The following is a 26,072-nucleotide window of genomic DNA, read 5'->3' as shown; positions in this document are numbered from 1 at the left end:
CTCGTCGGCATGGGCGTCGCTCCGTTCGTCTTCGAAGGCGACACGTCGTGGGAATCGCTCAAGTTGAAGGGCGACGAGATCGTTTCCATCAAGGGCCTCGCCGGCGACCTCAAGCCACGCCAGCGTCTGGAGATGGTGATCAAGTCCGCCGACGGCTCCGAGAAGCGCATCCCGATCGTCTGCCGCATCGATACGCTCGACGAGTTGGAATATTTCCGCCACGGCGGAATCCTGCAATACGTGCTGCGTCAACTGGCGGCGTAATAAGTAGAGGCCAGACCGGCCTCTTCTCAGAACGGCGCGGTGATCCCATCGCGCCGTTTTTTGTTGATCAGATCACCAAAAAGTCCTTATCCGTCAGCGACAGCTTGTTTTTGAATGTCGCGATCTGGATGGCCGCCTTGGATCCGTTGCCGTCGACATCGTAGAACAGCGCCCCGGTTTTCTTGTTGTAGATCAAATAATCATTCGCATCGGCCGCCTTCGTCCCGATCGTGAAGAAGGCCTTGTTCAGAGTGGCGGGCTTTGCCGCGCTGCCCTTCTTGCCGAGCTTGGTGAAGATCGCGTTGTCCATATGGACGCTGTCGTCGCGCACGTTGAAATCGACGATTCTGTCGATTTGCGCCTTGGCTTTGCTGGTCTTGTCGATCTTGGTGTTGAAGACGAAGATGTCCCGGCCCGCGCCGCCGGTCAGCACATCCTTGCCGAGGCCACCGGCGAGCTTGTCAGCGCCTGCGCCGCCATCGAGAACATTCACCGCGCCGTTGCCGGTGAGCGTATTGGCGAAGGCATTGCCTGTCAGGTTGAGTGCAGCCGAGCCGAGGGCCGTGAGGAATTCGATCTCGGCATCCGCTGCGATGGCATAGCTGACGCTCGCCTGGACGGCGTCGATTCCCGCACCCGCTGCGTCGATCACGACGTCCTGCGCATTGTCGACGAGGTAGACGTCGCTGCCGAAGCCGCCCTCCAGCGTGTCGGCGCCGGCGCCACCGTCGAGGATGTCGAAGTTGGTATTGCCGATGAGATGATCATTCGCCGCGCCGCCGGTCAGGCTGGTTGCCGTCGTGCCATCGGCGAGTTTGAGGATTTCGACATTCGCCAACGCCGCCATGCTGAAATCGAGCGAGACGATCGCGGTATCGACCCCACCTTCGGGGCCCTCCAGCTCGACGACCTTGTCGCCGGCATTGTCGATGATGTAAGTGTCGTTGCCGTCGAGACCACGCATCGTATCGGCACCGGCTCCGCCATCGATCAGATTGTCGCCGTCATTACCGCGGATGACGTTGTCGAGCGCGTTGCCGCGGCCGGAGAAATTGCCGGTCCCCGCGATGTTGAGATTCTCGACATTGTCTCCGAGCGCATAGCTGAAATAGGCAATGGCCAAATCGGTGCCTTCGCCGGCAATTTCGACGACGACGTCACCCGCATCCTGAACGTAGAAGGTGTCGTTCCCGGCGCCGCCTTTCATCGTGTCGATGCCCGACCCGCCGACGAGATAGTCCGCGCCTTCGTCTCCCGTCAGGAGATCCGTACCGCGATCGCCGTAGATCTCGTCGCTGCCTGAGCCGCCCGCGAGGGTGTTGTCTTTGCTGTTGCCGTAGATTTCGTTGTCGAGCGCGTTGCCGGTGCCTCGTTCGGCATCCTTGCGCAGTCTGAGAATTTCGAAATTTTCACCGAGCGTATAGTTGATCGCGGCATTGACGGCGTCCCTGCCACCATCGGCCTCTTCGACGATCAGATCTTTGGCGTCATAGACTTCGTAGGCATCATCGCCGTCGCCGCCCGCGAGCGTGTCCGTATCCGCGTCGAGAAACGAGACGAGGCTATCGGCATTTTCGCCTCCCACGAGGGAATCGGCCCCTTCGCCGCCATCGAGATGATCGTCACCGCTGCCGCCGATGAGCGTGTCGGCGCCCGCTTCGCCGAACAGGCTGTCTGCGCCCGCGGCCCCGTCGAGCACATTGTCGCCGACGTTTCCGGAGAGCGCGTTGTCGAGCGCATTGCCCGTACCGACGAGGTCGTCGATGCCGCTGAAACCCAATCGTTCGAAGTTGTCCGCCAACGTGTGGCTGAAGTACGTAATGACCAGGTCGTCACCCCCGTCGGCGGCCTCCGCGAGCACTACGTCGAGATCGTCGATGACGTACGTGTCGTCGCCCGTGCCGCCATCGATCGTGTCAACGCCAGCGCCCCCGTTGATAAAGTCGTTTCCTCCGCCGCCGGTGAGGAGGTTGTTGCCGTCATTGCCGTTGATGAAGTTGTCGAGAGCGTTGCCGGCGCCTGAAAGATTGTCGGCGCCCCCAAACATCAGATCTTCGAGGTTCGCACCAAGGACGACGCTGACCGAGGCATAGACGGTATCGCGGCCCTCGTCCGCTCGTTCGACGACGATGTCGTTCACGTCGTCGACATGGTAGAAATCGTCGCCTTCACCACCGCGGAGCAGGTCAAGTCCCGTCCCGCCCATCAGGGAATCGTTGCCCGCCCCGCCGTTGAGCGTGTTGTTGCCGTCCTGGGCGCGAAGGAAGTTGTTCGACGCATTGCCGGTGCCTACGAGGCCGGAGCCGCTCAAGAATAGCATCTCGACGTTGTCCGGGAGCATATAATCGAACGGCGCAATGATGAGATCGTCGATGCCTTCATCTTCCAATTCTTCGACGACGTCACCCCGCTCGTCGAGAACGTAGGTGTCGCGCCCCGCGCCGCCCTTGAGCGTATCGGCGCCGGCTTTGCCGTCGAGAAAATTGTCGCCGCCGTTGCCGGTAATGATGTTGGCGAGTGCATTGCCCCCGCCGAACCTCGCCATGACATCGGTGAGCGTGAGATTTTCGACGTTGTCGGCGAGCGTATGGTCTCTTGCGGAACGGACCTCGTCGATCCCTTCATCCGCGAGTTCGGTGACGAAGCTGGTGTCGCCGACGATATAGACATCGTCCCCTGCGCCGCCCGAAAGAAGATCCCAGCCACCGCCGCCGTCCAGGGTGTTGTCGCCGCTGTTTCCGGTGATCGTATTGCTCGCGGCATTGCCTGTGCCGGAGATGTCGGCGGTTCCGGTCAGCGTCAGGTTCTCCAACGTCGCGCCGAGCGTGTAGTCAACCGCGGATCGGACCTCGTCGGTATCGTTCGCTCCCGCCYCGACGACGATATCGCCGCTATTGTCGACGATGTAGATGTCATCCCCGTTGCCGCCGGTCAGCGTATCTGCGCCCGCACGGCCGTCGAGGGTATTGTGACCGTCGTTGCCCGTGATGACGTTATCGAGGCCGTTGCCGGTTCCCGAAATGTGAAGCGACCCGGTCAGAACCAGGATTTCCACGTTCTCAGCCAGGACATAGGAGGCGGACGCCCGAGCCTCGTCGGTCCCCTCGCTCCCTCTCTCCTCGATGACGTCAGCGCTGTTGTCGACGATGTAGGCGTCGTTGCCCGCGCCACCGGCCAGCGTGTCGACGCCTACATGGCCGTCGAGGACATTGTCGCCGCTGTTGCCGGTGATGACGTTGCCGAGGTCGTTGCCCGTACCGGTCAGATCCTCGGTGCCGGTCAGGATGAGATTCTCGAAGAATGCGCCGAGCGTGTGATTGACCGACGCCCGCACCTCGTCCGTTCCCTCACCTGCGTTCTCATGCAGCGAATCGCCTTCGTCGTCGACGATATAGACGTCGTTGCCGAACGAGCCGCTCAGTAGATCGTCACCCGCACCGCCATCGAGCGTGTTGTCGCCGTCGTTGCCATAGATGACGTTGTCCGACTCGTTTCCCATTCCGGTGATGTCGCCCGCTCCGGTGAGCACGAGGACTTCGAGATTCGCACCGAGACTGAAGCTGACGGCCGAGTGGACACCATCGAATCCTTCGCTCGCCGCTTCGGTGACGACATCGCCGGTTTCGTCGACGACGTACGTATCGTTTCCGGATCCGCCGCGGAGCGTATCGGCACCGGCGCCACCATCGAATGTATTGTTCCCCGAATTGCCGATCATGAGGTTGTCGAGGGCGTTGCCCCACCCAACGGTGTTTGCCGTGCCGATGAAGGTCAGGTTCTCGAAATTGGCTGCGAGTTGATAGGTGTTCGAGGTGCGGACCTCGTCCGTGCCCTCGTTTTCGCCCTCGAAAATAGCGTCGTCGTTATCGATGATATAGACGTCGTCACCTGCGCCGCCCCTGAGGACGTCGAAGCCAGCGCCACCGTCGAGGGTGTTGCCGGCGGCGTTTCCCGAAATGTGATTGTTGTCGGCATTGCCGATCACGCCCACGTCGCCCGCCTCTCCGGGCGTCAGGAAGTCGATTTCGCCGGGATCGAGGACGTACGCGTTGGTCAGCGGATCGTAAGTCGCCATGATCGTTTCCCCGGAAGCAACCAACGTTTTATGTAAATATTCCGATACGTTATCCCAGCGAGGCGCAAGTAACAATGTATGCTCACGCGGATTTTCGGCGAGTCCCCGTAGGTTTCCTGCTACGTTATATTATCGTAATACTGTTCGATTCGGCCGTTTGAGAACGCGGCGCTTCTGTCTCACGCGGCATAGTCGTGCTCGTCCACGTCGCCACGACCGCACGATTCTCGCATCGGGCTCACCGGCCCGAGGCTGGTGATGACGAAGTTGGAGCGTCGTCAGCAATCGATGATGTTCTTTGCAGGCGGCTCTTCGGTGTCCGGCTGCTTCCTTTTCCGACACCTGGAGCGCCGTCACCAATCCGCCATGGCCCGGTTTGCCCCGGCATCTCGCGCGGAGAACGCACGCCCTTAGAATCGGCATCACGGCACGAGGCCGGTGATGTCGACGTGAGGACGGGGCTGTGAGGAACGCGTGACGAAGGCGTCGTGCGGGCACGTCCCCTAGATGATCATGAATTCCTTGTGCGTCATCATTTTCAGCTTCTTGCTGAGCGTGATGATCTTGATCGCCGCGTGGGCGCCGATGCCGTCATCGTCGTAGAAGAGTGCTCCGGTGTTCTTGTTGAAAATGATGCGATCGTCCGCATCATGCGCGCTGGTTCCGATCCAGAACGCCTTCTTGGAGAGCGGTTGAGGTTTTTCGGGCGTGCCCTTCTTGCCGAGGCCGCGGAACACCGCGTTGTCCAGGAGGATCGTGTCTTCCTTCGGGAGGTAGCCCGTGATCTTGTCGACGTTGGTTTTCGGGTCAGGCTTGGCGTCGAACACGAAAAAGTCCTTTCCGTCGCCGCCGACGAGAACATCTTTTCCCGCGCCACCCGCGAGGGTGTCGTCGCCGGCGCCGCCGGTCAGCACGTTCGCGCCGAGGTTGCCGGTGATCCGGTTGGCGCCGCCGCCTCCGGTCAGATTGATGGCGGTCTTTCCGGCCATCGCCTGAAGGACCTCCACCTCGGAGATGGCGCTCAGCGAAAAGCTCTGTGAAGCGATGATGCGGTCGTAGCCCTGGCCGACGAGCTCGGTCACGGTGTCGCCGGCATCGACATGGTAGACGTCGTTTCCGACGCCGCCGCGCAAATCGTCATTGCCGAGACCACCGTCGATGACGTCGTTGCCGCGCCAATCGTTGATCGTGTCGTCCCCCGCGCCGCMGAGAACGCTGTCATTGCCTTCGCCCCCGTCGATCTTGTCGCGACCGCTGCCGCCATCGAGCGTATTGTTGCCGACGTTGCCGAAGATGTCGTTGTCGAGGTCGTTGCCGCCTCCCTTAAATCCAGTGGTGCCCTCGAAGGCGAGATATTCGAGATTGGCGCCGAGGATATAGTCGACGGAGGCGAGCACGCGATCGAAGCCCGCGCCCGCATCGCTGACGACGTCTCCCGCGTTGTCGACCCAATAGAGATCGCTGCCCGTGCCGCCGTCGAGCCGGTCCGCGCCCGCGCCACCCATGAGCGAGTCGTCGCCCGCCTCGCCCTTCAGAACGTTGGCGCCGGCATTGCCCTGGATGAAGTTGTTGTGCGTGTTGCCGGTGCCGTCGATTGCGGCCGCACCGGTCAGGGTCAGGTTCTCGAATTCGGCGAGGAGTGCGTGGCTGAATGACGCGATCACCGTATCGGTGCCTTCGTTCGCAACTTCCATGAGGGTGTCTTCGGCATCGATCATGTAGGTGTCGTTGCCTCCTCCGCCGGCGAGTTCGTCGGCGTCGGCGCCTCCATTGAGCTGGTCGCTCCCCCCGCCACCGCGAATGATGTCCGCGCCGTCTCGGCCCTCGAGAATGTTGTTGCCGTCGTTGCCGATCAGCTCATTGGCGAGACCGTTGCCGGTGCCGTTGATGCTGTTGGTTCCCATCAACTGCAGATACTCGACGTTGTCCGAGAGCGTATAGGTCCCGGAGGCGCGAACGCGATCGTAGCCGGTATTCACGCCGGCCTGTTCGACGACCACATCGAGTGCGGTGTCCACAATGTAGAGGTCGTCGCCCTCGCCGCCGACGAGGCGGTCAACGCCCGTGCTGCCGTTGAGCACATTGGCGACGTCGTTTCCCGTCGCCGTGCCGGCGGCCGTCAGCGTGATGTTCTCGAGCTGCGTTCCGACGAGCGTGAAGCTACGCGACGAGACGACGGTATCGTTTCCGGCGCCCGCTGCTTCGAAGATATCGTCTCCCGCGTCGTCGACGTAATACGTGTCGTCACCCATGCCGCCTTCCATGCGGTCGCCACCTTGTCCGCCGTTGAGCGTGTCGTCGTTGGCGTCGCCATGCAGCGTATCGGCGCCCCCGCCGCCGAAGATCGTGTCATCTCCATCCCCACCATGGAGAACGTTGACGTTTCCGTTGCCGTGGATTTCGTTGTCGCGATCGTTGCCGATGCCGTCGAAATCGCCGATCCCTTTGAGCCTGAGGATCTCGATGTGTTCGCGACCTGCGACGGCAAGGCTGAAGGTATCTGAGGAGCGAACCTCGTCGACCCCTTCATCGGCTGCTTCCTCTAAGACATCGTCGTTCCCATCGACGTTGTATACATCATCACCATCGCCGCCGCGCAGCGTGTCGAGACCGCCGCCGCCGTCCAGAGTGTCATTGCCATCGAGACCCTCGAGAACGTTGTCACCAGTGTTCCCGTTGATCGTGTTTTCGAGTGCGTTGCCCGTGAGATCAAAATCATCCTGACCGAGGAGCGTGACATTTTCGATGGCGGCGAGCGCAGGAAGGGAGAGCGTAAGGCCGAAATAGGTGTCGATCCGATCGGTCCCCTCATCCGTCAGCTCCTCGATGATGTCGTCCGTGTCGCGCAGGAGGTAGACGTCGTTACCCATGCCACCTTTGAGCGTGTCGATCCCGCCACCCCCGTCCAGCGTGTCGTTGCCGGCGAGACCGCGAAGCAGATTGCGGCCCGTCGATCCCATGATCTCATTTCCGAGCGCGTTGCCGACGCCGTCGATACCGCCCCCGAAGAGACGGAGATTCTCGATATTGGCGCCGAGCGTAAGCGATACGGAGGTGTTGACCTGATCGGTGCCCTGGCCGACCAACTCGATGACCGTATCGAGAGCGTCGTCAACGACATAGATATCGTCCCCGTTGCCGCCGCGGAGTTCGTCCTGGCCTTCGCCCCCGTCGAGGTAATCTTGATCGGCGCCTCCGAACAGGGTGTCCGCACCCCCTTCGCCGCGAAGCGTATCGCTTCCGCCGCCCCCTTCGATGGAGTTTCGACTGTTGTTTCCAATGAGAATATTTGCGAGACCGCTGCCGATAACTGTCGCGTTACCGTCCGTCTCGAGGAGGGTGAAATCGGTCTCGGCGGCGCCGAGGATGTAGGTGTTGGTGACGGGATCATGGCCGGGCATGAGAAATCCTATTGTAACGTAATGTCGTTACTAGAATGGTTTTCTCGGCTTCCCGCAAGCTCTCTCGTCAGTCCCGGGCGACTCTTACCGATGCCGCGGCGTTTTATCCCGTCCCTTTTGCGAGCCGGCTCTGCTTCAATGCTCACGCTTTCGCGCAAGCGTCGGTTAACGCTGCGTTAACCGTGATGGGCGGAAGCTGTTGTGCATCGTCTCCTGCGAACCCCCGAACCCGGCCATGAGCGACCTCCTCGTCAGCATCCGTCACGCCAAGCCAGGTGATGCACCGGCTTTGGCCGCCGTCTTCGATGCGGCGTGGCGAGAGGCCTATCAGGGGATCATCCCGGGTCTCACCCTGGAAAAGATGCTGTCGCGTCGCTCTCCCCGCTGGTGGCGCTCGGCCCTGTCGCGCGGACGGCCCCTGGTGGTCCTCGACATCGGCCAGGGCATCGCCGGCTATGTGTCCTACGGCCGCTGCCGGGATCGCTCCCTGCCGGCGCAAAGCGAGATCGACGAGTTCTATCTGCTGCCGGAATACCAGGGCCTCGGCTTCGGCCGCCGCCTTTTCAACGCGGTCCGCAACGATCTGCGCGACCGCGAGATGGGCAAGACGGTGGTGTGGGCGCTTGCCGAGAACGAGCGCGCCTGCGCCTTCTACCGCCACCTCGGCGGTCGGCGCATCGCCGAAGTCCAGGAGCGGATCGGCGGCGCGTCACTGGCCAAGATCGCGTTCCTGTTCCGTTAGATCGGGACGCAGCCGGCAACTCACGAAAGTGCGGCGTTCTTCCCCAGGGCCCGCAGGACAAGCTCATAGGGACCTCGGAGCTGGATTGCTCACAATCTCATCGCCGAACCGTTTCCACTTCGGCGGTTCATGCATTATGGAAGCCTCCAGCTTTCAATTTGGAGAAGACCTGATGCGCCTCGACGCGATTCGGATCGGAAAGAATCCGCCGGACGACGTGAACGTCATTATCGAAGTGCCGCTCGGCGGCGAGCCGATCAAGTATGAGATGGACAAGGAATCCGGCACGCTGTTCGTCGACCGCTTCCTCTACACATCGATGCGGTATCCCGGAAATTATGGATTCATTCCTCACACCCTGTCGGGCGACGGCGACCCGTGCGACGTGCTCGTCGCCAACACGCGGGCGATCATTCCCGGCGCGGTGATGAATGTCCGGCCCGTCGGCGTTCTGGTGATGGAGGACAACGCGGGGGAGGACGAGAAGATCATCGCGGTCCCCTCGCACGAACTCACCCAGCGTTACGACCGGGTCGAAACCTATACGGATCTGCCCGACATCACGCTCAAGCAGATCGAGCATTTCTTCCAGCACTATAAGGATCTCGAACCCGGCAAATGGGTCAAGATCATCCGTTGGGGCGATGCCGCCGACGCCAAGCGCCTGATCCAGGAAGGCATCGAGCGCGCGAAGAAGAAGTGACGACCTTCCGTGCCCGGTCTCGCACCGGGCACGGTCGGATGACGTGCGGCTGATTTTGGCCAGGTGCGCCTTGGTCAGCCGTCTAAGTCACGAAAAAATCGGTGTGGTGCAACTTCAGCTTCGTCGGCAGCGTGGCGATCTGCAATCCGACTGACGGGCCTGTTCCGTCGGCATCGTAGAACAACCCGCCCGTCTTGCTGTTGTAGAAGATGCGGTCGCTCGGGTCGTGCACGGTCGGGCCGATGTGGAAGGCGGCCTTGCTCAGGGTCGCTCCCTTCTTTCCGAGAGCCGAGAACACGCTTTTCGCCAAATGCACCGTGTCGAATTTGGGGTCGAGATCGTAGAGATAATCGACGTTGGTGCGCACGTTCGGCCTGACGTCGAGGCGGAACACATCCTTGCCGGCGCCGCTGAGGAGCGTGTCGTTGCCGGCGCCGCCGATGAGCGTGTCGTTGCCGGCCTCGCCCCAGAGCGTGTCCTTGCCGGCAAAGCCCGAGATCCGATCGTTGCCCGCTTCGCCGGACAAGGAATCGTTGCCCTTGGTTCCGACGATCGTCAGCGGCGTCGTCTCGATCACGTTGCGGACGTTGATCGTCAATTCCTTGACCAGTTCCTTGCCGTACGCATCCGCGGCCTTGACGGTGATCTTGTGCTCCTTCGCGGTCTCGTAATTGAGTGCGCGCGTCAAAAAGAGCCTGGCGCCATCGACCCGGAACAGGCCGCCGGCATCTGCGGTCAGGAAATACGTGATCGGATCGCTTTCCGGATCGAGCGTCGTGAATGTCGCGACGGACGTATTCGGTGCCGCACTCTCCAGAACGCTGCTGGTCGACAGGAAAATCGTGGTCGGCGCGGAATTGGTGAGAGCGATGGTCTGGTCCGCGAACGCAACGAAGCGGATGTCTTTCAGCGTATCGGTGCCGTCAGGGCCCGCGATGGTGGTGGTGCCGTCGGCGTTGGGCGTGATGGTATAGGCCGCTTTTTCTCCTGAGAAGATCGCCTTGTTCTGTCCCGAGCCGCCGTCGAGGGTGTCGTTGTCGGCGCCGCCGCGAAGGGTGTCGTTGCCGCTGCCGCCGACGATCTTGTTGGCGCCGTTGCTGCCGTCCAGCGAATCCGCGCCGGACCCGCCTTCGAGATTCTCGATGCCGATGAGGGTGTCGCTACCGTTGACTCCGGTGTCCTGTGACGTCGCGAGGGCGAGACTGACCGTGACGCCGAAGAAACCGGAATAGCGCACCGTGTCGTCGCCTTCGCCCCCGTCGAGCACGTCGGTTCCTTGGCCGCCTTCGAGGATGTCGTTGCCGGCGCCGCCCGTGAGGCGGTTGTTGTCGCTGCTGCCGGTGATAGTGTCGGCGAACGCGCCGCCGATGACGTTCTCGACCTCGGCGATCTGATAACTTTTCCCGCCGAAGTAGTGATACGTGTTGGCAAGGTTGAGTGAAACCGCTGCGCCGATGGCGCTGAAATCGACCGTGTCGACACCGATGCCACCGTCGATCGTGTTGTTGCCGTCGGCGACGATGAAGGTGTCATTGCCCGCGCCGCCGTCGAGCGTATTGGATCCGGCGCCGCCCACGAACGTCTCTGCGCCTGATCCGCCATAGGCGATGTCGTTGCCGGCGCCGAGATCGATGACGCCCGTCACTGTTCCGCGCAGGCCGTCATAGACATCGTTGCCCTCGCCGAGATCCAGCGCGACGGCGCCCGGCGCCGTCGCCTTGGTCTTAAGCGCGCCGGTATTGACGATCGCGTCGTCGCTCTTGCCGCCGACGATGGCCTTCCCATCCGCCTCGATCGTCCCGGTATTGAACAATTCAAGCCGCGCCAGGATGGAAGTGCTGCCGATTTCGATGCCGGTCGCGCCCTCGATGGTATGCGCGTTGTTGACGAGACTCTTTCCGCCGCCGGCAAAATACAGCGCCGCGGCCGTGACCGACTTGATCGTGCCGTCGTTGAACACGGCACTGTCGGCACTCTGGAGATCGATCGCCTTTTGTTGGCCCTGCACGGTGCGGGTCRCGGCGATCGTGATCCGTTGTTTGCCGGTTGCCTGGACCGCTATTGCGGCGGCACTGGCGACCCCGAAATCGATGAAGGCCGTTCCCTCCGTCAACACGATCCGCGAGGCGCCGCCTTCGGCCAGAAGGTCATCTTCGGAATCGAAAACAAAATGCGTCATAGCGTGCTCAAACAGGTTCGGTGAAAGGACCAATCCTGTCGTGATACGATATTACGTGTCGAAAGGGAAGTCTGTGTTCTCCTAGAGGGCCTCGCCGCGCAGCAACCGTGGCGCTTCGCGACCCGTCAGCCCTGCCGCCTCACGGATGAAGAAGCGTTTCAAGCCGGGCATGCGGTCGACCAGGCCCAGACCGAGATCGCGGATCAGCCGCACCGGCAGAAGATCGTTGGAAAACAAGCGGTTGAGTCCGTCGGTCATCAAGCCCATCGCCGTGATCTCGGCCCGGCGCGTGCGCTCATATTGATCCAGCACATCCGCCCCGCCCGGATCGAGACCGAGGCGCATGGCGTCCGCGATGCTCTCGGCCAAAGCCGCGACATCGTGCAGGCCGAGGTTGAGGCCCTGTCCGGCAATCGGATGGATCACATGGGCGGCGTCGCCCAGCAGGGCGAGCCGATCCGCCACGAACCGGCGCGCGACCCCAAAGGACAGCGGGAAGGCTTGGGGCCGGGTCTCGAAGGCGATGCGGCCGAGCTGCAGGCCGAAGCGCCGTTCCAGTTCGCGCAGCTGGTCTTCCGGGTCCGCGTCGAGCAGGCCGGGAACGGCGTCGTTGCGTTCGGTCCAGACGATGGAGGAACGGTAGGCGAGATCGTCGCCCGCCGACGCCTGAAGCTTGAGCGGCAAGATGGCGAAGGGACCGGACGGCAAAAAGTGTTCGACGGCGCGGCCCTCGTGATCGCGATCGTGCGCGATCGTGGCGACGATGCCCGATTGCTTGTAGGGCCAGGAGATCCAGCCGATTCCAGCCTGTTCCCGCAGGCGCGATTTCGCCCCGTCGGCGGCGACGAGGAGGGCGGCGTGCAGGCTTTCCCCGCCGGCGGTCGCTGCGACGATCCCCGGCCCATCGAGCATGAAGCCCTTGATGCTCTCGGTCTTCAGATCCACGCCCGCCTCCCGACAGGCCTCCATCAGCGCCGCATTCAAAGCGCCTCCAGCGACCATGTGGGCGAACGGTTCGCCCTCGGTCGTCTCGCCGGCGAAGGTCAGGAAGACGGGCCGCACCACGTCCTGGAGGCGGCTGTCAGTGATGACCATGTCGAGGATCGGCTGCGCCTGCCCTTGGACACGATCCCAAACGCCGAGCGCCTGGAGCATCCGCCGCGCCGCGGCGGCGATGGCATAAGCGCGCCGATCGCCATGCGGATCGCGCTTCAAGGCAGGATCATAGACAGAGACGTCGACTCCGTCCTGAAGCCCGCGCTTCAGGGCAAGGGCCAGGCTGAGGCCGGCGAGTCCGGCTCCGGCGATGACGATCCGTGGCGCATTGCCGATCATGATCACTCCTTAGATGGCGCGTGACGGTCGAAAACCGTCCGGTGGCTCTCGGTGTTCCCCAGCGCTCGGCAAGCGTCAAGCTTGACCTTCGTCCGCACCTCCGAAATTGATGGGACGCCGTTGGAAGGCTCCGGGTCGTCCGGCTCCATGTCCCGGCAACGCTCCTTCTCAAGGGACTGGACCCCATGTCGCGCGCCGTCGCCGAACTTCTCGACATTCTGAACCTCGAGCAATTGGAGCGTAACCTGTTTCGCGGCCGCTCGCCCCAGGTCGGCTGGCAGCGCGTCTTCGGCGGGCAAGTGATCGGCCAGGCGCTGGTCGCCGCCTCTCGCACGGTGGAGGGCCGCAATCCGCATTCCCTGCACGGCTATTTCATGCTGCCGGGCGACCCGCGGGTGCCGATCATCTACGAGGTCGACCGCATCCGGGACGGTCGCAGCTTCACGACCAGACGGGTGGTGGCGATCCAGCACGGTCAGGCGATCTTTTCCATGTCCGCGAGCTTCCAGGTCGAGGAGCAGGGCTTTTCGCATCAGGCGCTGATGCCGAAGGTCCCGATGCCGGAAGACCTGCCGAGCGAGGATCAGATCAAGGCCGATGTGATGCCTCTGATGCCCGAGCCGATGCGCACCTATTACGAACGCGATCGGCCGATCGAAATGCGACCGGTCGAGATCAGCCGCTACACCTCGACTGACCCCATGGAGCCGCAATTTCACGTCTGGATCCGCGCCACCGGAACCTTGCCCGACGATCCGGCGATCCACCAGGCGGTTCTCGCCTATGCCTCCGACATGACCCTTCTCGACACCTCTCTGGTGCCTCATGGCCGAACGGTGTTCGATCCGACGATCCAGGCCGCGAGCCTCGACCATGCCCTCTGGTTTCACCGGCCGTTTCGCGCCGACGACTGGCTGCTCTATGCGCAGGACACGCCGAATGCGTCGGGCGCACGCGGCTTCTCGCGCGGGTTGATCTTCAAGCGCGACGGCACCTTGGTCGCCTCGGTGGCCCAGGAAGGCCTGACGCGCGATCGCGGATAGGTCGGACGCTGTTCCGGCGGAAAAGCGCAGCTCCGAGAAAAGGCCTGAACTACGCTGCCTAATTTCTGAGCAAAGACCTTGAACCTGTCGTTTTTTTAGACTGCCTTCCCTTTAGGCAGCATCCGGGCCCGCCGCTCGTGCGAGCCTGGCACGATCCTTGCTTACCCCCATTCGACACCGGCCGTCAGCCGGCTTGCGCATGAATGTCGAAAGGGAGTTCTCATGAAAATCGTGATGGCGGTCATCAAGCCGTTCAAACTCGAGGAAGTGCGCGACGCGCTCACGGCCTTGGGTGTGCATGGCCTCACCGTGACCGAAGTAAAAGGCTATGGCCGGCAGAAGGGCCATACCGAAATCTATCGCGGCGCCGAATACGCCGTGAGCTTCCTGCCGAAGCTCAAGATCGAAGTGGCGGTCGCCACCGATCTCGTCCCGCAGGTCGTCGAGGCTATCACCGCCGCAGCCCGGACSGGCCAGATCGGCGACGGCAAGATCTTCGTCACCTCCCTCGAAAAAGTGGTCCGCATCCGCACGGGCGAGACCGATGCCGACGCCCTTTGATTTCGACCCATCCCGATCGCGGAGTTTGAACCCGATGTTTCTTCGTCCCTTCCTTTCACGCGCGCTTGCGGCCGGAACCGGTGCGGCGCTCACCGGCCTGATCGCCGTCGGTCCGGCGCTCGCCCAAGAGGCCGCGGCGCCCACCGTCAACAAGGGCGACACCACCTGGATGCTCATCTCGACCATCCTCGTGATCCTCATGACGATCCCCGGCCTCGCCCTGTTCTACGGCGGCCTCGTCCGCACCAAGAACATGCTCTCGGTGCTGATGCAGGTGTTCTCGATCTTCTGTCTCGTTGCGATCCTGTGGGTGTTCTACGGCTATTCGCTGGCCTTCACGGCCGGAGCCGGCAGCCTGGCCCCGTTTATCGGCGGCTTCTCCAAGGCGTTCCTCGCCGGCGTGACCACCGAATCGCTGTCGGACACCTTCACCAAGGGCGTCGCGATCCCGGAATTCGCCTTCATGGCGTTCCAACTCACCTTCGCGGCAATCACCCCGGCGCTGATCGTGGGCGCCTATGCCGAGCGCATCAAGTTCAGTGCCGTCATGCTGTTCACGGCGCTCTGGGTGACCTTCGTGTATTTCCCCATCGCTCACATGGTGTGGTTCTCCGAAGGCTACCTGTTCGGCCTCGGCGCGCTCGACTTCGCCGGCGGCACGGTCGTTCACATCAATTCCGGCGTCGCGGGCCTGATCGGCGCGCTGCTCATCGGCAAGCGCATCGGATACGGCAAGGATCTCCTCGCACCGCACTCGCTGACGCTGACCTTCGTGGGCGCCTGCATGCTCTGGATCGGCTGGTTCGGTTTCAATGCCGGCTCGAACCTGGAAGCCACGGGCGGCGCCGCGCTGGCGCTGGTCAACACCATCCTCGCTCCGGCGGCGGCGGGTCTTGCCTGGATGATCGCGGAAACCTTCGCCAAGGGTAAAGCCTCGCTGCTCGGCATCGCCTCCGGCGTCGTCGCGGGATTGGTGGCGATCACACCCGCCGCCGGTCTCGCCGGCCCGATGGGATCGATCGTCCTCGGTCTCGTCGCCGGCGTGGTCTGCTACATCGCCGTCACCGGCGTGAAGAACGCGCTCGGCTATGACGACGCCCTCGACGTGTTCGGCATCCACGGGGTCGGCGGTATCGTCGGCGCCATCGGCACCGGCATCGTCGCGGCCCCGTCCCTCGGCGGCTACGGCATCGGCGAATACTCGATCGGCGGACAGGTCTGGATCCAGTTCATCGCCGTCATCGTCACCCTGGTCTGGACCGGCGTCGGTTCGGCGATCCTGTTCAAGATCACCGATCTCATCGTCGGCCTGCGCGTCACCCAGGAAGCCGAACGCGAAGGCCTCGACCTCGCGGACCATGGCGAGCGTGCCTACAACTACTGAGCTCGCAGTCGATCGTCCGAAATCGTGACTGACTGAGAAGCCTTTCCAGAGGGCTCCATGAACGAAAAGCCCCGGTCTCCGCCGGGGCTTTTTGCGTCGCAGCGCGTCAGCCTTCCTTGATCAACCGCTTGAGCTTGCCGAGCCGCGTCTCCGCCGGCTCCTGAAAATTGGCGGCGGCGAAAAACCGGCCTTTGCCGTCCATCAGAAAGACCGACGCGGTGTGATCCATCGTGTAGCCGGAATCCGTCGGCACCTTGCGGTAGAGCACCCGATAGGCTTTCGCGACGGCGGCGATCTCCTCCTCGGTACCGGTCAACCCGATGATGCGGGGATCGAAGGACGAGAGATACGTCTTCATCAGATCCTTGTCGTCGCGGGCCGGATCGACGGTGACGAACACCACGTTGAGCTTGTCCGCATCCGCGCCGAGCGCCGCGAGATCCTGCGTCAGATCGTAGAGCGTCGTCGGACACACGTCCGGACAATGGGTAAAGCCGAAGAAGATCGCGAACGGTTTGCCGTTGAGATCCGTGCTGGAGAACGGCTTGCCGTCCTGGTTGGTGAGCCGGAAAGGGCCGCCGATCGAGGCCACGGACGAATCCGGCGCCTTTTCCGGCGCCACCATCAGCACGGTCGCCAGAAGGCCGAGAAGTGCGACCAGAAATACGCCGAGAGGCAGGAGGTGGGACCGTTTGAGGATCATCGAGAGGGGGCTCCGAAACGCGGCGGACACTGATCGCCGCATGAACCCCCGTCAACCGGGCAGGATGTCCCCTCACCCTTTTGTCATCCGGGAAGGATCGGTGAGTGGGGCGCCCTTCGCGTCGAGGTCGCCGGGACAAGCCCGGTGATGACGGCAGAGGGGCGACTGGACAATGGGCCCGTCAATTCCGCTTTCAGGGTTAAACGACCCTTAACCCGGCCTCCCTAGAGTGGGCCCACGATTCCTTTTTGACGTTTGCTTTTCCCGAGTGGTTTGATGCGCACCGCCCGCCGTTCCAACTCTCATTACGACGGACTTTTCAGTGCTTTGCGGGCTTTCATGGCCCGCCGGGCGCAAGAGCTCGTCGGCCTCAGCCTGATTGTCCTCACCGGCCTCGCGGCGGTCGCCCTCGCGACCTGGTCGGTGGACGATCCGAGCTTGAACAACGCCACGGATCTGCCCGTCCGCAACATGCTCGGCTGGCCCGGCGCCATCGTCGCCGATCTGTTCATGCAGCTCCTCGGCCTTGGCGCCATCGCCGCCCTGATTCCCCTCGCGATCCTCGGCTGGCGGCTGATGCGCTCCGGCTATATGGGCCGTACCCAATTGCGGCTCGCGCTGTGGATCGTCGGCACGGCCGCGGCGACCGCGGTGGCGAGCGCGCTTCCGCCGACGGATCGCTGGCCCCTACCGACCGGCCTCGGCGGCGTGGTGGGCGACGCGGTGCTCGGCGCCGCCAAGGCGATCACCGGCCTCGCCAGCGGCACCGCAATCAGTGTCCTTGGCTTCGTATTCGCCGTCGGCGCCATCCTCGCCCTGAGCGCGGCTTGCGGTTTGAGTTCGCCGGACGATCTGCGCCAATTGCCCGACGACGAAGAGGATCTCGCCCCCGTTCGCACCAAACGCAAGCAGGCCGAGCTGGAAGAATCGGATGATTCGGGACCTGACGAGCCCGGCTGGGGCATCGTCTCGCTCGGCGCCCTCGCCCACGGCTTCATGAGCCTGCGCAGTGCATGGCGCCGACGCGCCGAGGCCCGGCGCTCCCGTTCCGACGACGACATCGGCGCGGTCGCGACCGGCGCGAAACGCTACGCCCCCGAAACCGGCTGGTCGCGCCGCGAACCGACCCTCGACGGCACCGCGCCGGTTCGTCCCGCGCCGGCCGGTGCGCCTCTCCATGACGAGGACGAGGAGGACTGGGACGACGACACCACATCCATGCCCGCCCGCCCGACGTCGCGGGTGGCGATGCCGGACCAGGCCTCTGCCCGGGTCGCCCCCGTGCCGGCCGCGCCAAAACCAGGCAAGCGCATGGCGCGCGAAGCGCAGCCGTCCTTCCTCGATGAGGGCGAGTATCAGCTTCCGGCGCTCGGACTCCTCGCGGAGCCGAAGAAACCCCTGGCACCCATCGTTTCGGCGGACGCACTCGAACAGAACGCCACCCTCCTCGAGGGGACGCTGGAGGATTTCGGCGTCAAGGGCGAGATCATCAACGTGCGTCCGGGCCCGGTGGTGACGCTCTACGAGCTCGAGCCCGCCCCCGGCACCAAATCCTCGCGGGTGATTTCCCTCGCCGACGACATCGCCCGCTCCATGAGCGCGATCTCCGCCCGCGTTGCGGTGGTCTCCGGGCGCAACGCCATCGGCATCGAACTGCCGAACCACAAACGTGAGACGGTCTTTCTGCGTGAATTGTTGGCGAGCCAGGATTTCGAATCGTCCAAGCAGAAGCTGGCTCTGTGCCTCGGCAAGACCATCGGGGGCGAGCCGGTGATCGCCGATCTCGCGCGCATGCCGCATCTCCTCGTCGCCGGCACCACCGGTTCGGGCAAGTCCGTCGCCATCAACACCATGATCCTGTCGCTGGTGTACCGGCTGAAGCCGGAGGAATGCCGCCTGATCATGGTTGACCCCAAGATGCTGGAATTGTCGGTCTATGACGGCATTCCGCATCTCCTCACCCCTGTCGTCACCGATCCCAAGAAGGCCGTGGTGGCGCTCAAATGGGCGGTGCGGGAGATGGAGGATCGCTACAAGAAGATGTCGAAGCTCGGTGTGCGCAACATCGACGGCTTCAACACGCGGGTGTCGGAAGCCAAGGCGCGCGGCGAGGTCATCACCCGYACGGTGCAGACCGGGTTCGACAAGCAGACCGGACAGGCGGTCTACGAGGACGAGATCATGGATCTCGATCCGCTGCCGTACATCGTCGTCATCGTCGACGAGATGGCCGATCTGATGATGGTCGCCGGCAAGGAGATCGAGGGCGCCATCCAGCGCCTGGCGCAGATGGCCCGCGCCGCCGGCATYCAYGTGGTGCTGGCGACCCAGCGGCCCTCGGTCGATGTCATCACCGGCACGATCAAGGCGAATTTCCCGACCCGGATTTCCTTCCAGGTGACGTCGAAGATCGACAGCCGCACCATTCTGGGYGAGATGGGCGCGGAACAGCTCCTGGGTCAGGGCGACATGCTCTACATGGCCGGGGGCGGGCGCATCACCCGTGTCCACGGCCCGTTCTGCTCGGACGAGGAAGTCGAGAAGGTCGTCGCGCATCTGAAGCGGCAAGGCGAACCCGTGTATGTCGAGGCCGTGACGGCGGACGACGAACCAGAAGTAGGCGAACCGGACGACGTTCCTGCACACGATGATGACGAGATGGGGTTGCACGCAGGCGATCTCTACGATCAGGCCGTGTCCATTGTTCTGCGTCACCAAAAGGCCTCGACCTCCTATATCCAGCGCCGTCTGCAGATCGGCTACAACCGTGCCGCCTCGATCATGGAACGGATGGAAAAGGAGGGTGTCGTCGGCGCCGCCAATCACGCCGGAAAACGCGATATTCTGATCGGGCCAGGCACTTCCGACGACCTATGAGGGAAACGGAGGCCGCTTGTCGGCCTCCTTCTCCCATCGACCAGCGCACGACCACTCAAGGATGTGCTGCGAATTCCTCGATCAAGCGATCCGGGCGGAAGCGGGCCAGCGCTTGCTGACGTGTTCCCGTGGCAATTTCCGCCGCGACCAATGCGCCGACTGCGGGCGCCAGCGTGATGCCGCTGTGCATGACCGCGGCATAATAGCCGTTGACGCCCGGCACTGGACCGATCGTGGGAAGTCCGTCGGCGGGAAAGGCGCGAACGCCGAGCCGGACTTCATCGGCGACAGCCGGACCGATCGCCGGCAGAATGGCCCGTGCTTTCGCAATCAGCGCGTCGGCCTCCGGCATGGTCGGGTGAATTGGCGTGTCGCTTGCAGGCGTGCTGATCGCATCGTTCTGACAAATCAGGAGCCGTCCGTTGCCGTCGGGTCTGATATGGCACTGGGGCGTGAACAGGACCTGCTTTAGATCCACAGCTTCGGCGCGAACAAAGACAAGAAGCCCCAGGCTCGGCGCCAGGGGAATGCGGAGATTCGCTGGAAAAGCGGAACTATCGGCCCATCGTCCCGTGCAATTGACGACGACATCCGCGTCATGAACAATTCCGTTCTCGGTTGCAATGCCCGTTACACGTGCGCCGTCGATGTTGATGCGAGCGATCTTTGTCCCGCTGAAAATCGTTGCTCCGTGCGCACGCGCATGCCTGACAAGACCGCGTGTGTAAGCCACCGCATCGACCCAGCCTTCATCGGCAAAATAGGCAACGGGCGCGTCCCCGATACAGGCTCGATCAATTTGCGGTGCAAGCGTCACCGCGTCATCTGGTGAGATCCATTCCGCGGCATAATTGTTGGCGCGCAGACGCTCGACATTCGCCTGATGAGACTCGCGATCAGCTATTGCGCGCCACTCAATGCTTCCCGATGGACGATACCAATCAGCAGCGAGTTCCGCGGCGAGCGTGCGGTGAGCGAGCATACCTGCGACGTTGAGATCATGATACTCGCGCGGTGACTTCTCATGAGCGTTGACCCACGCAAAACTGGCGCCGGAGGTTCCGCTCGCTGGCTCTGCCATGTCGAACAACGAGACGTTCGCGCCGGACCGGGCGAGATGAAATGCGATCGAAGAACCGACGACACCCGCACCCACAACGACAACCACAGGACGCGAATCCATCATGCCTCCACCTCAGGCGTTGGCGCCTGACGCAATTAGGGAAAGTCCAAGCGATAGCTGATTGCCCAGGCCGTGAGAAGGGTGTAGTCGAGGTTTATCACTTCGCGAAATGTGAATTAATATATTGCACAAACATATGTGTAAATATTGCAGTTTCGGTGAAGTCTTCTGAGACACCTAATGGAGCTGCCTCGATGACCCGAATTCTAAAGAGCACGGCACTTGCGCTGCTCCTCGCATTCAATGGAGCCGCCATCGCGGCGGAAGGGACTCTGCGTGTCGGCGCCTCGCCGGGGCCTTACAGCGACTTCCTGCAGGAGGCCGCGAAGCGCGCTACGGCGGAAGGACTCGATGTCAAGGTGACCGAGTTCACGGAGCCGACACAGATCAACGAAGCGACGCAAGCCGGCGATATCGACGTGAACAACTTTCAGCATGTCCCGTACATGCAGAAGCAGAACGAGTCGCGTGGGTACAAGATTGTCGCTCTGAAACCCGCTTTCATCGCGCCAGGTGGCGTCTATTCAGCCAAGTACAAATCAGTCGCCGAGATTCCCGATGGCGCGWAGATTGGTATTCCGAACGATCCTGCCAACGAGTCGCGCGGATTGGCGCTTTTGCATAAGGCGGGCCTGATCAAACTCAAGGATGGTGCCTCGATCAACGCGAGCGTGCGGGACATTGCCGAGAACCCAAAGAAATTCGATATTGTTCTCCTCGACGAAATCATGCTGCCACGATCGCTGGGAGATCTGGGTGCAGCTTTCGTCACCTTGAACAAAGGTGTACTCGCCGGATTGGATCCCAAGTCAGCCCTTCTCTTGGAGGACAAGACGTCGCCATGGGCAATCGTCTGGGCTACGCGCAATGATAAGGTGGATGATCCGCGGATCAAGAAGTTCATCTCGATCTTTGAATCCGACGCAATCAAAGACTACATCATCAGGCGGTTCAACGGCACGGTGATTCCAGCTTGGTAAGGCTTGCTGTTTCCTTATCGATGTTTGCACGTTAATGGTGCCGTGTGATCGCCGTCAGGATTACACGGCCACAAGCAAAGAGGTTGCCATGTCGAGGGTCAGCTCTGTCGAGCGGGAGAAACTCACGTCGGAACAGCGTGGCGCTTACGACGACGAGATCGCACGCGTTGGTCAGGTGACCAACATGAAAAAGGCGATCCTTCATTCTCTGCCAGCCTATAAGACCTACAAGGGGTTCTATGCGCTACAGCAGGCGACGAAGGATCTTGTTGGTGTGCGAGCATTCAACATTTTCGCCTACGCGATCTCAACCGGTTCGGACTGTGTGTTGTGCTCGACTTTCTTCCGGCGAAATCTCAAGGAAGAAGGAATCGAGCCGCGCGATTTCGAGYCGACGCCCGTCGAGGCAATCTTGCTTGAGGTCGGGCAGGCGATAGGAGCGACGCGGGGCCAACTTCCCAGCGGCATATGGGACAGGTTGAGACAGCATTTTGACGAAGCGGGTATCGTAACGCTGATCGGCTTCGGCGGAACCATGGTTGCGACAAACATGTTCAATTCTCTTCTCGAGGTCGATCTGGACGATTATCTTGAGCCATTCGTTGTCGAGCAGACCGCTGCGCACGAGGCCGTCTGACGGTCGCTTGGACCGTCGGCTGAAATACTACCTGACAGGATCAACGAATGCRTAAGAAGACATTTTATGGGGTCACCATCGGGATCCTGATGGTGAACACGCATTTTCGCCGATATCCGGGCGATATTGGCAATGCAGAGACATGGCCCTTCCCGGTGCAGTACCGCATCGTCGAAGATGCCGTTCCAACCGGGATGACTGATCTGCACAACGTCAGTCTACTAGAGCCGTTCAAGAAGGCGGCTCAAGAGTTGATAGCCGCTGGAGTCGACGGCATCACGACCACATGCGGTTTCCTGTCGATCTATCAGCGAGAGCTCGCCGACTTCTGCAGCGTTCCAGTGGCGACAAGCAGCCTGCTGCAAGTGCCCATGGTTCAGCAACTCATCCCTACGGGCAAGCGCGTCGGCGTTCTGACCTACAACGGCGAAGTCCTCAACGGTCGATATTTCGACGCCGTCGGTATCGCGCGCGACACACCGGTTGCCGGTATGCCTCAAGATTCCGAGTTTGTGCGCTCGATCAAGTACGGCGATGACAAGGTACCTTACGAGACATTGCGTTCGGAAGTTCTGGATGTCACCCGGACATTCGTCGCGGCCAATCCGGACATTGGCGCGCTCGTATCGGAGTGCACAAATCTGGCGCCCTTCTCTGCCGACATCAACGAGGCAGTCGGGTTACCGGTTTTTGATACGGTTTCTCTTGTGAATTGGTTCCACGCAGGTCTCAGGCCGCGCCGCTATCCGCGCGATTGAAGAATGACTTGCCTCAGCCATTAATGGCCGGCAGCAGTGAGGACCGCCAGACGATCAGTTGATGCGATGCGCGGAGAGGATTGCAGGGTCGAGCGTCACGCCGAGTCCAGGTTGCTGCGGCACAGCTAGCGCACCGTCGACAAGTTGAACGGCACTGCCCACGAGAGGTGTGCAGAGGTCGTCGCGAAGCGGGTTGTCATAGACCATGCATTCAAAAGTCCGAAAGGTTTCCGCCGCCGCCGCGAGATGCAGGCTTGCAGCGACGCAGATAGCGCCTGACCACCCCACATGAGGCGCATAAGCGACATGATGGGCGGCTGCCAGCTCCGCGATGCGCCACGTTTCGGTGATGCCGCCGGATCGCGTCACGTCGGGCTGGATCATTCCTATCGAGCGATCTTCCAGGGAGATCATCGCGTCCGCGGAAACATAGTCGCTTTCGCCCGCGGCAATTCTCATCGGCAAATGGTTTGCGAGCTTGCGATAGCCCGCTCGATCGTGGGGAACGATCGGTTCTTCGAAAAAGTCGTAGCCGAGATCGACGAGGGCACGGCCGATCTGAATGGCTTCGTCCACATCGTACGCCCAGTTTGCGTCGACGCCGAGAACCGCGTCGGGAGCAAGCCTTCGCACGAGAGCAGCGCGGGCCACCGCATCCTTCACGGGGCGACCAAGCTTCACTTTGATCTCGCGAAAACCCTGTGCCACGGCATTGGCGACTTCTGCTTCCACCGTCGCATCGTCGAGCCAATTGATCGAGGACGCATAGGCCCGCACATGCGTTCGTCCCATACCTCCCAGCAGCCGATGAATCGGCTCGCCTGCGATCTTGCCGGCGATATCCCAGAAGGCGATGTCGAGGGCGGAAATTGCCTCGACCAATTGTCCCCCCGGACGACCTGTGAGCGCGCTTCGCATAAGCCGCCAAAGCTTGCGCCTGTCGCGTACGTCGTGTCCAAGGAGTCGCGGTGTGAGAACATCATCCACCAGCGCCGCGTACCCGCGGGCGCCACGACGCGCCAAACCTTCTCCGATTCCAACAATGCCGCTTGTCGTCTCGACCTCGACGACGAGAATTTCGACAGAGGGAAAGTCGCCTTGCGACGTGCGCTGGGCTTTTGGCAGGATTACGCGAAGAGGATGCGCTGTAATCCGCCGTATGGTGCCGACGGACTTGGTGGCGAGCTCAAGTCCGGCATTTGACTTCGGCATGGCGTAAAGCCCTCGACTTACTGCGGTGCTGATGTGCGCGTCAGCTCTTCAGATGGATGGTGACGAGAACCGTATTCGAACTCGTCTCGGGGAGCGTTGCCGCCAGCCGCAGCCACGTGCCAAAATGAGTGATCCGCGCGTAAGTGACGGCGTTCTTTTGCGTCGGTAGAGAGATTTCCGTTCCCTCAGGCACCCAATGCATCCCGTCCGGCGAAATCTCTACACGCGCGCGGCCGGGAGGGCCGGCTGGATCTTTAAGGGAGCGAACGAAAATGATCGCCTCGCTGGCCCAACCGGCCTCATACGGCTCAGTTGCACTTTGTCCCGACCATGTCTCATTGCGGGCAACAATGGCGCTTGTGCTCGTGCGCATCAGAAATCTCCCGAAAGGCACACAGAATCCAGGTAGAGAAACGAGCGCTTGTCAGCATCAGTCTCGGCGAAAAAGGCAAGGTTGAGCATGCACCACAGATTCTTCATCGCAGGCATGCGAAGGGAGCCGAAGCTCGAAACGTCGAAAGATCGATCGTTGCACCGAAAGTCCGTGCAGCGCATCGTCTCGAGATCAAAGTCGAAACAGATGTAGTGCCAATTCACCTTCGTCGGAATTTCATTGTAGCAAAGTCGCTGATCCCCACCGGGGAGATCTTCCCAATCTTGGGGTGAAAGGTGGTAGTGGCTGATCGTCTTGTTGTCTGTTCCGATCGGAATGATAGGGACGGAACGGCGCTTGAACTGCCAGCGCTGGGCATGGACACCATCACTCGCGTTGAGGAACCGCATGTGTGGCATGACCCGCTCGCCAGCGCCAGCTTTGTCGCCGACTTGCAAGTCAAACAGAAAGCCGAAAGATCGTACGTCGGATTCCGAAAGCTTCATTTCCGTCGCCTCGGGCTTGAAGGTGACGTAAGCCTCCATGCGAATCGGGCCCGCCTTGCGAAAAGTCAGCCGCTTGATCGCAACGTTCTGCGCGCCTCGCCTCGGGCGGGTCGCGATTTTCAGGGCGTATGTCCCGTCCATCGCGCCATGTGAGCCGGCATCCCAGTGAGCGAGAGTCGAGAGCATCGGAGAGGTGTGCTGGGCATATCCGGGCAACATGGAATCGAGGCTGTCCTCGTAGTTGCCGACAAGTTGAGTCCAGCCGCAAAAGCCGCGATCGAAATCATCAAGGGCAATGATCCGCGGGAGAGGATCAAAGCGGCTGAGCGCTGGATCGTTCCAGGTCGCTGGAGAGTAGGGTCTTTGCGATTCGCCGGACATCGGCTTGGTCTCCGATAAAATCTGAGTAGTAGGTCGTTCAGCCTTTCGTGGCGCCTGCCGTTAGGCCGGCGACGAGGTGCTTCTGTGCGAAGACCACGAAAAGCAGAACGGGAAGTAGCTGAACGGTCGAGGCGGCAAAAAGCACTCCCCATTCGACACCTTCGACCGCGCCGATCATTTCCGAAATGACCAGAGGCGCCGTCTTTGCCCGTGTCGTCGTGAAAATGAACGCGAACAAGAACTCATTCCACGCGTAGACGATGACGAAGACCGCCACCGCGATCATGCCTTGAGCAGAAAGCGGGAGAATGATCTTTCGCAAGATCTGTCCGCGCGTCGCTCCATCGATATGGGCTGCCTCGTCTATTTCCTTCGGGATCTGGTCGATGAACGTCCGCATGACCAGAGTGCCCAGCGACACGAAGAAGGTGGCGTAAAGGATGATGAGGATCAGATGCGTATCGCTCAGCCCGACCGCGTTCACGGCGGGAAAGAGCGGCAGCGTAATGACGATTGGTGGGATGAGTCGAATGAAGATGAGAAAGAAGGCGCTTCCGGCGAGGAGGGGGTGGCGGAAGCGAGAATAGGCATAGCCTGCCATGGCACTCGTGAGAACGGCGAGCAATGTCGCGCCTGTCGTGACGATCAAGGAGTTGAACAATCCGAAGAAGAAATCACCCCAGCGCTCCCAGAGGGCGATGTAGTTGGAGAGAGTGGGATGGAAGCCAAGGCGTGGGGGTACCGCGAAAATGTCGCGGTCTGCCTTGAACGAGGA

The 26,072-nt window shown here is 61.8% G+C and carries 20 protein-coding genes; 10 read left to right on the top strand and 10 right to left on the bottom strand.

Features of this window, described 5'->3' with window-relative positions; genetic code table 11:
* A partial coding sequence (locus AC1DT3_RS01370) for a hypothetical protein (RefSeq protein WP_477463431.1) occupies positions 1-264 on the top strand: 264 nt, incomplete at its 5' end.
* 67 nt (positions 265-331) lie between these two features.
* Here the strand turns inward: AC1DT3_RS01370 and AC1DT3_RS01365 are convergent.
* Positions 332-4,339: a beta strand repeat-containing protein gene (locus AC1DT3_RS01365; protein WP_477463430.1), complete on the bottom strand. Its 4,008-nt coding sequence runs from the start codon at positions 4,337-4,339 to the stop codon at positions 332-334.
* Between the two features lie 503 nt (positions 4,340-4,842).
* Complete coding sequence (locus AC1DT3_RS01360; RefSeq protein ID WP_477463429.1) at positions 4,843-7,740, bottom strand: calcium-binding protein; 2,898 nt, start codon at positions 7,738-7,740, stop codon at positions 4,843-4,845.
* Positions 7,741-7,975: 235 nt separating this feature from the next.
* On the opposite strand from AC1DT3_RS01360, the gene AC1DT3_RS01355 reads away from it, so the two are divergent.
* Positions 7,976-8,482, top strand: a complete 507-nt coding sequence (locus AC1DT3_RS01355) for an N-acetyltransferase family protein (RefSeq protein WP_477463428.1) — start codon at positions 7,976-7,978, stop codon at positions 8,480-8,482.
* A 172-nt stretch (positions 8,483-8,654) separates the two neighbouring features.
* A complete protein-coding gene (gene ppa, locus AC1DT3_RS01350) occupies positions 8,655-9,185 on the top strand; it encodes an inorganic diphosphatase (protein ID WP_477463427.1) in 531 nt (176 codons plus the stop codon).
* A gap of 82 nt (positions 9,186-9,267) precedes the next feature.
* On the opposite strand, the gene AC1DT3_RS01345 is transcribed toward ppa, so the two are convergent.
* Together AC1DT3_RS01345 and AC1DT3_RS01340 are read right to left on the bottom strand one after the other, a co-directional pair.
* Positions 9,268-11,364: a cadherin domain-containing protein gene (locus AC1DT3_RS01345; protein WP_477463426.1), complete on the bottom strand. Its 2,097-nt coding sequence runs from the start codon at positions 11,362-11,364 to the stop codon at positions 9,268-9,270.
* An 81-nt stretch (positions 11,365-11,445) separates the two neighbouring features.
* A complete protein-coding gene (locus AC1DT3_RS01340; RefSeq protein WP_477463425.1) occupies positions 11,446-12,699 on the bottom strand; it encodes a ubiquinone biosynthesis hydroxylase in 1,254 nt (417 codons plus the stop codon).
* 185 nt (positions 12,700-12,884) lie between these two features.
* Between AC1DT3_RS01340 and tesB the strand changes: the two genes are divergently transcribed.
* From tesB to AC1DT3_RS01325, 3 genes are all read left to right on the top strand, one after another.
* Entirely contained in the window at positions 12,885-13,742 is an 858-nt protein-coding gene (tesB, locus tag AC1DT3_RS01335; RefSeq protein WP_477463424.1) for an acyl-CoA thioesterase II, read from the top strand.
* 222 nt (positions 13,743-13,964) lie between these two features.
* Positions 13,965-14,303 carry a P-II family nitrogen regulator gene (locus AC1DT3_RS01330; protein WP_477463423.1) on the top strand — a complete coding sequence of 113 codons (339 nt, stop codon included), beginning with the start codon at positions 13,965-13,967 and terminating at the stop codon, positions 14,301-14,303.
* A gap of 34 nt (positions 14,304-14,337) precedes the next feature.
* Positions 14,338-15,687 (top strand): ammonium transporter, encoded by a 1,350-nt coding sequence (locus tag AC1DT3_RS01325; RefSeq protein ID WP_477463422.1) that lies wholly within the window; start codon positions 14,338-14,340, stop codon positions 15,685-15,687.
* A 106-nt stretch (positions 15,688-15,793) separates the two neighbouring features.
* Here the strand turns inward: AC1DT3_RS01325 and AC1DT3_RS01320 are convergent, their stop codons facing one another.
* Positions 15,794-16,390 (bottom strand): SCO family protein, encoded by a 597-nt coding sequence (locus AC1DT3_RS01320; RefSeq protein WP_477463421.1) that lies wholly within the window; start codon positions 16,388-16,390, stop codon positions 15,794-15,796.
* A 276-nt stretch (positions 16,391-16,666) separates the two neighbouring features.
* Between AC1DT3_RS01320 and AC1DT3_RS01315 the strand changes: the two genes are divergently transcribed.
* Positions 16,667-19,267 carry a DNA translocase FtsK gene (locus AC1DT3_RS01315; protein WP_477463420.1) on the top strand — a complete coding sequence of 867 codons (2,601 nt, stop codon included), beginning with the start codon at positions 16,667-16,669 and terminating at the stop codon, positions 19,265-19,267.
* 55 nt (positions 19,268-19,322) lie between these two features.
* Here AC1DT3_RS01315 and AC1DT3_RS01310 read toward each other — a convergent pair whose 3' ends face one another.
* Positions 19,323-20,453 carry an NAD(P)/FAD-dependent oxidoreductase gene (locus AC1DT3_RS01310; RefSeq protein ID WP_477463419.1) on the bottom strand — a complete coding sequence of 377 codons (1,131 nt, stop codon included), beginning with the start codon at positions 20,451-20,453 and terminating at the stop codon, positions 19,323-19,325.
* Positions 20,454-20,644: 191 nt separating this feature from the next.
* Between AC1DT3_RS01310 and AC1DT3_RS01305 the strand changes: the two genes are divergently transcribed.
* The 3 genes from AC1DT3_RS01305 to AC1DT3_RS01295 all read left to right on the top strand — a co-directional run bounded on the left by AC1DT3_RS01305 (position 20,645) and on the right by AC1DT3_RS01295 (position 22,825).
* Positions 20,645-21,430 carry a MetQ/NlpA family ABC transporter substrate-binding protein gene (locus AC1DT3_RS01305; protein ID WP_477463418.1) on the top strand — a complete coding sequence of 262 codons (786 nt, stop codon included), beginning with the start codon at positions 20,645-20,647 and terminating at the stop codon, positions 21,428-21,430.
* Between the two features lie 88 nt (positions 21,431-21,518).
* Entirely contained in the window at positions 21,519-22,067 is a 549-nt protein-coding gene (locus AC1DT3_RS01300; RefSeq protein WP_477463417.1) for a carboxymuconolactone decarboxylase family protein, read from the top strand.
* Positions 22,068-22,114: 47 nt separating this feature from the next.
* On the top strand, positions 22,115-22,825 hold the full coding sequence (locus tag AC1DT3_RS01295) for an aspartate/glutamate racemase family protein (protein WP_477463416.1): 711 nt from the start codon (positions 22,115-22,117) through the stop codon (positions 22,823-22,825).
* 54 nt (positions 22,826-22,879) lie between these two features.
* Here AC1DT3_RS01295 and AC1DT3_RS01290 read toward each other — a convergent pair whose 3' ends face one another.
* The 4 genes from AC1DT3_RS01290 to AC1DT3_RS01275 form a co-directional block, all read right to left on the bottom strand.
* A complete protein-coding gene (locus tag AC1DT3_RS01290) occupies positions 22,880-24,037 on the bottom strand; it encodes a mandelate racemase/muconate lactonizing enzyme family protein (protein ID WP_477463415.1) in 1,158 nt (385 codons plus the stop codon).
* A 40-nt stretch (positions 24,038-24,077) separates the two neighbouring features.
* Positions 24,078-24,410, bottom strand: a complete 333-nt coding sequence (locus AC1DT3_RS01285) for a hypothetical protein (protein WP_477463414.1) — start codon at positions 24,408-24,410, stop codon at positions 24,078-24,080.
* On the bottom strand, positions 24,410-25,297 hold the full coding sequence (locus tag AC1DT3_RS01280) for a DUF6772 family protein (protein WP_477463413.1): 888 nt from the start codon (positions 25,295-25,297) through the stop codon (positions 24,410-24,412). Before AC1DT3_RS01280 ends, AC1DT3_RS01285 begins: the two co-directional genes overlap by 1 nt.
* Before the next feature lie 37 nt (positions 25,298-25,334).
* Positions 25,335-26,072 (bottom strand): carbohydrate ABC transporter permease (locus AC1DT3_RS01275; protein ID WP_477463412.1); only part of this gene is annotated, 738 nt, incomplete at its 5' end.

It is taken from the genome of Microvirga sp. P4_G7 (assembly GCF_056401005.1).
This window is presented reverse-complemented; position numbering and strand designations above follow the sequence as displayed.

Excerpts from the sequence above, each read along its gene's own strand:
- AC1DT3_RS01310 (WP_477463419.1), bottom strand. The coding sequence starts at position 20,453 with ATGATGGATTCGCGTCCTGTGGTTGTCGTTGTGGGTGCGGGTGTCGTC.
- tesB (WP_477463424.1), top strand. The coding sequence starts at position 12,885 with ATGTCGCGCGCCGTCGCCGAACTTCTCGACATTCTGAACCTCGAGCAA.
- AC1DT3_RS01290 (WP_477463415.1), bottom strand. The coding sequence starts at position 24,037 with ATGCCGAAGTCAAATGCCGGACTTGAGCTCGCCACCAAGTCCGTCGGC.
- AC1DT3_RS01320 (WP_477463421.1), bottom strand. The coding sequence starts at position 16,390 with ATGATCCTCAAACGGTCCCACCTCCTGCCTCTCGGCGTATTTCTGGTC.
- AC1DT3_RS01285 (WP_477463414.1), bottom strand. The coding sequence starts at position 24,410 with ATGCGCACGAGCACAAGCGCCATTGTTGCCCGCAATGAGACATGGTCG.
- AC1DT3_RS01280 (WP_477463413.1), bottom strand. The coding sequence starts at position 25,297 with ATGTCCGGCGAATCGCAAAGACCCTACTCTCCAGCGACCTGGAACGAT.
- AC1DT3_RS01340 (WP_477463425.1), bottom strand. The coding sequence starts at position 12,699 with ATGATCGGCAATGCGCCACGGATCGTCATCGCCGGAGCCGGACTCGCC.
- ppa (WP_477463427.1), top strand. The coding sequence starts at position 8,655 with ATGCGCCTCGACGCGATTCGGATCGGAAAGAATCCGCCGGACGACGTG.
- AC1DT3_RS01355 (WP_477463428.1), top strand. The coding sequence starts at position 7,976 with ATGAGCGACCTCCTCGTCAGCATCCGTCACGCCAAGCCAGGTGATGCA.
- AC1DT3_RS01325 (WP_477463422.1), top strand. The coding sequence starts at position 14,338 with ATGTTTCTTCGTCCCTTCCTTTCACGCGCGCTTGCGGCCGGAACCGGT.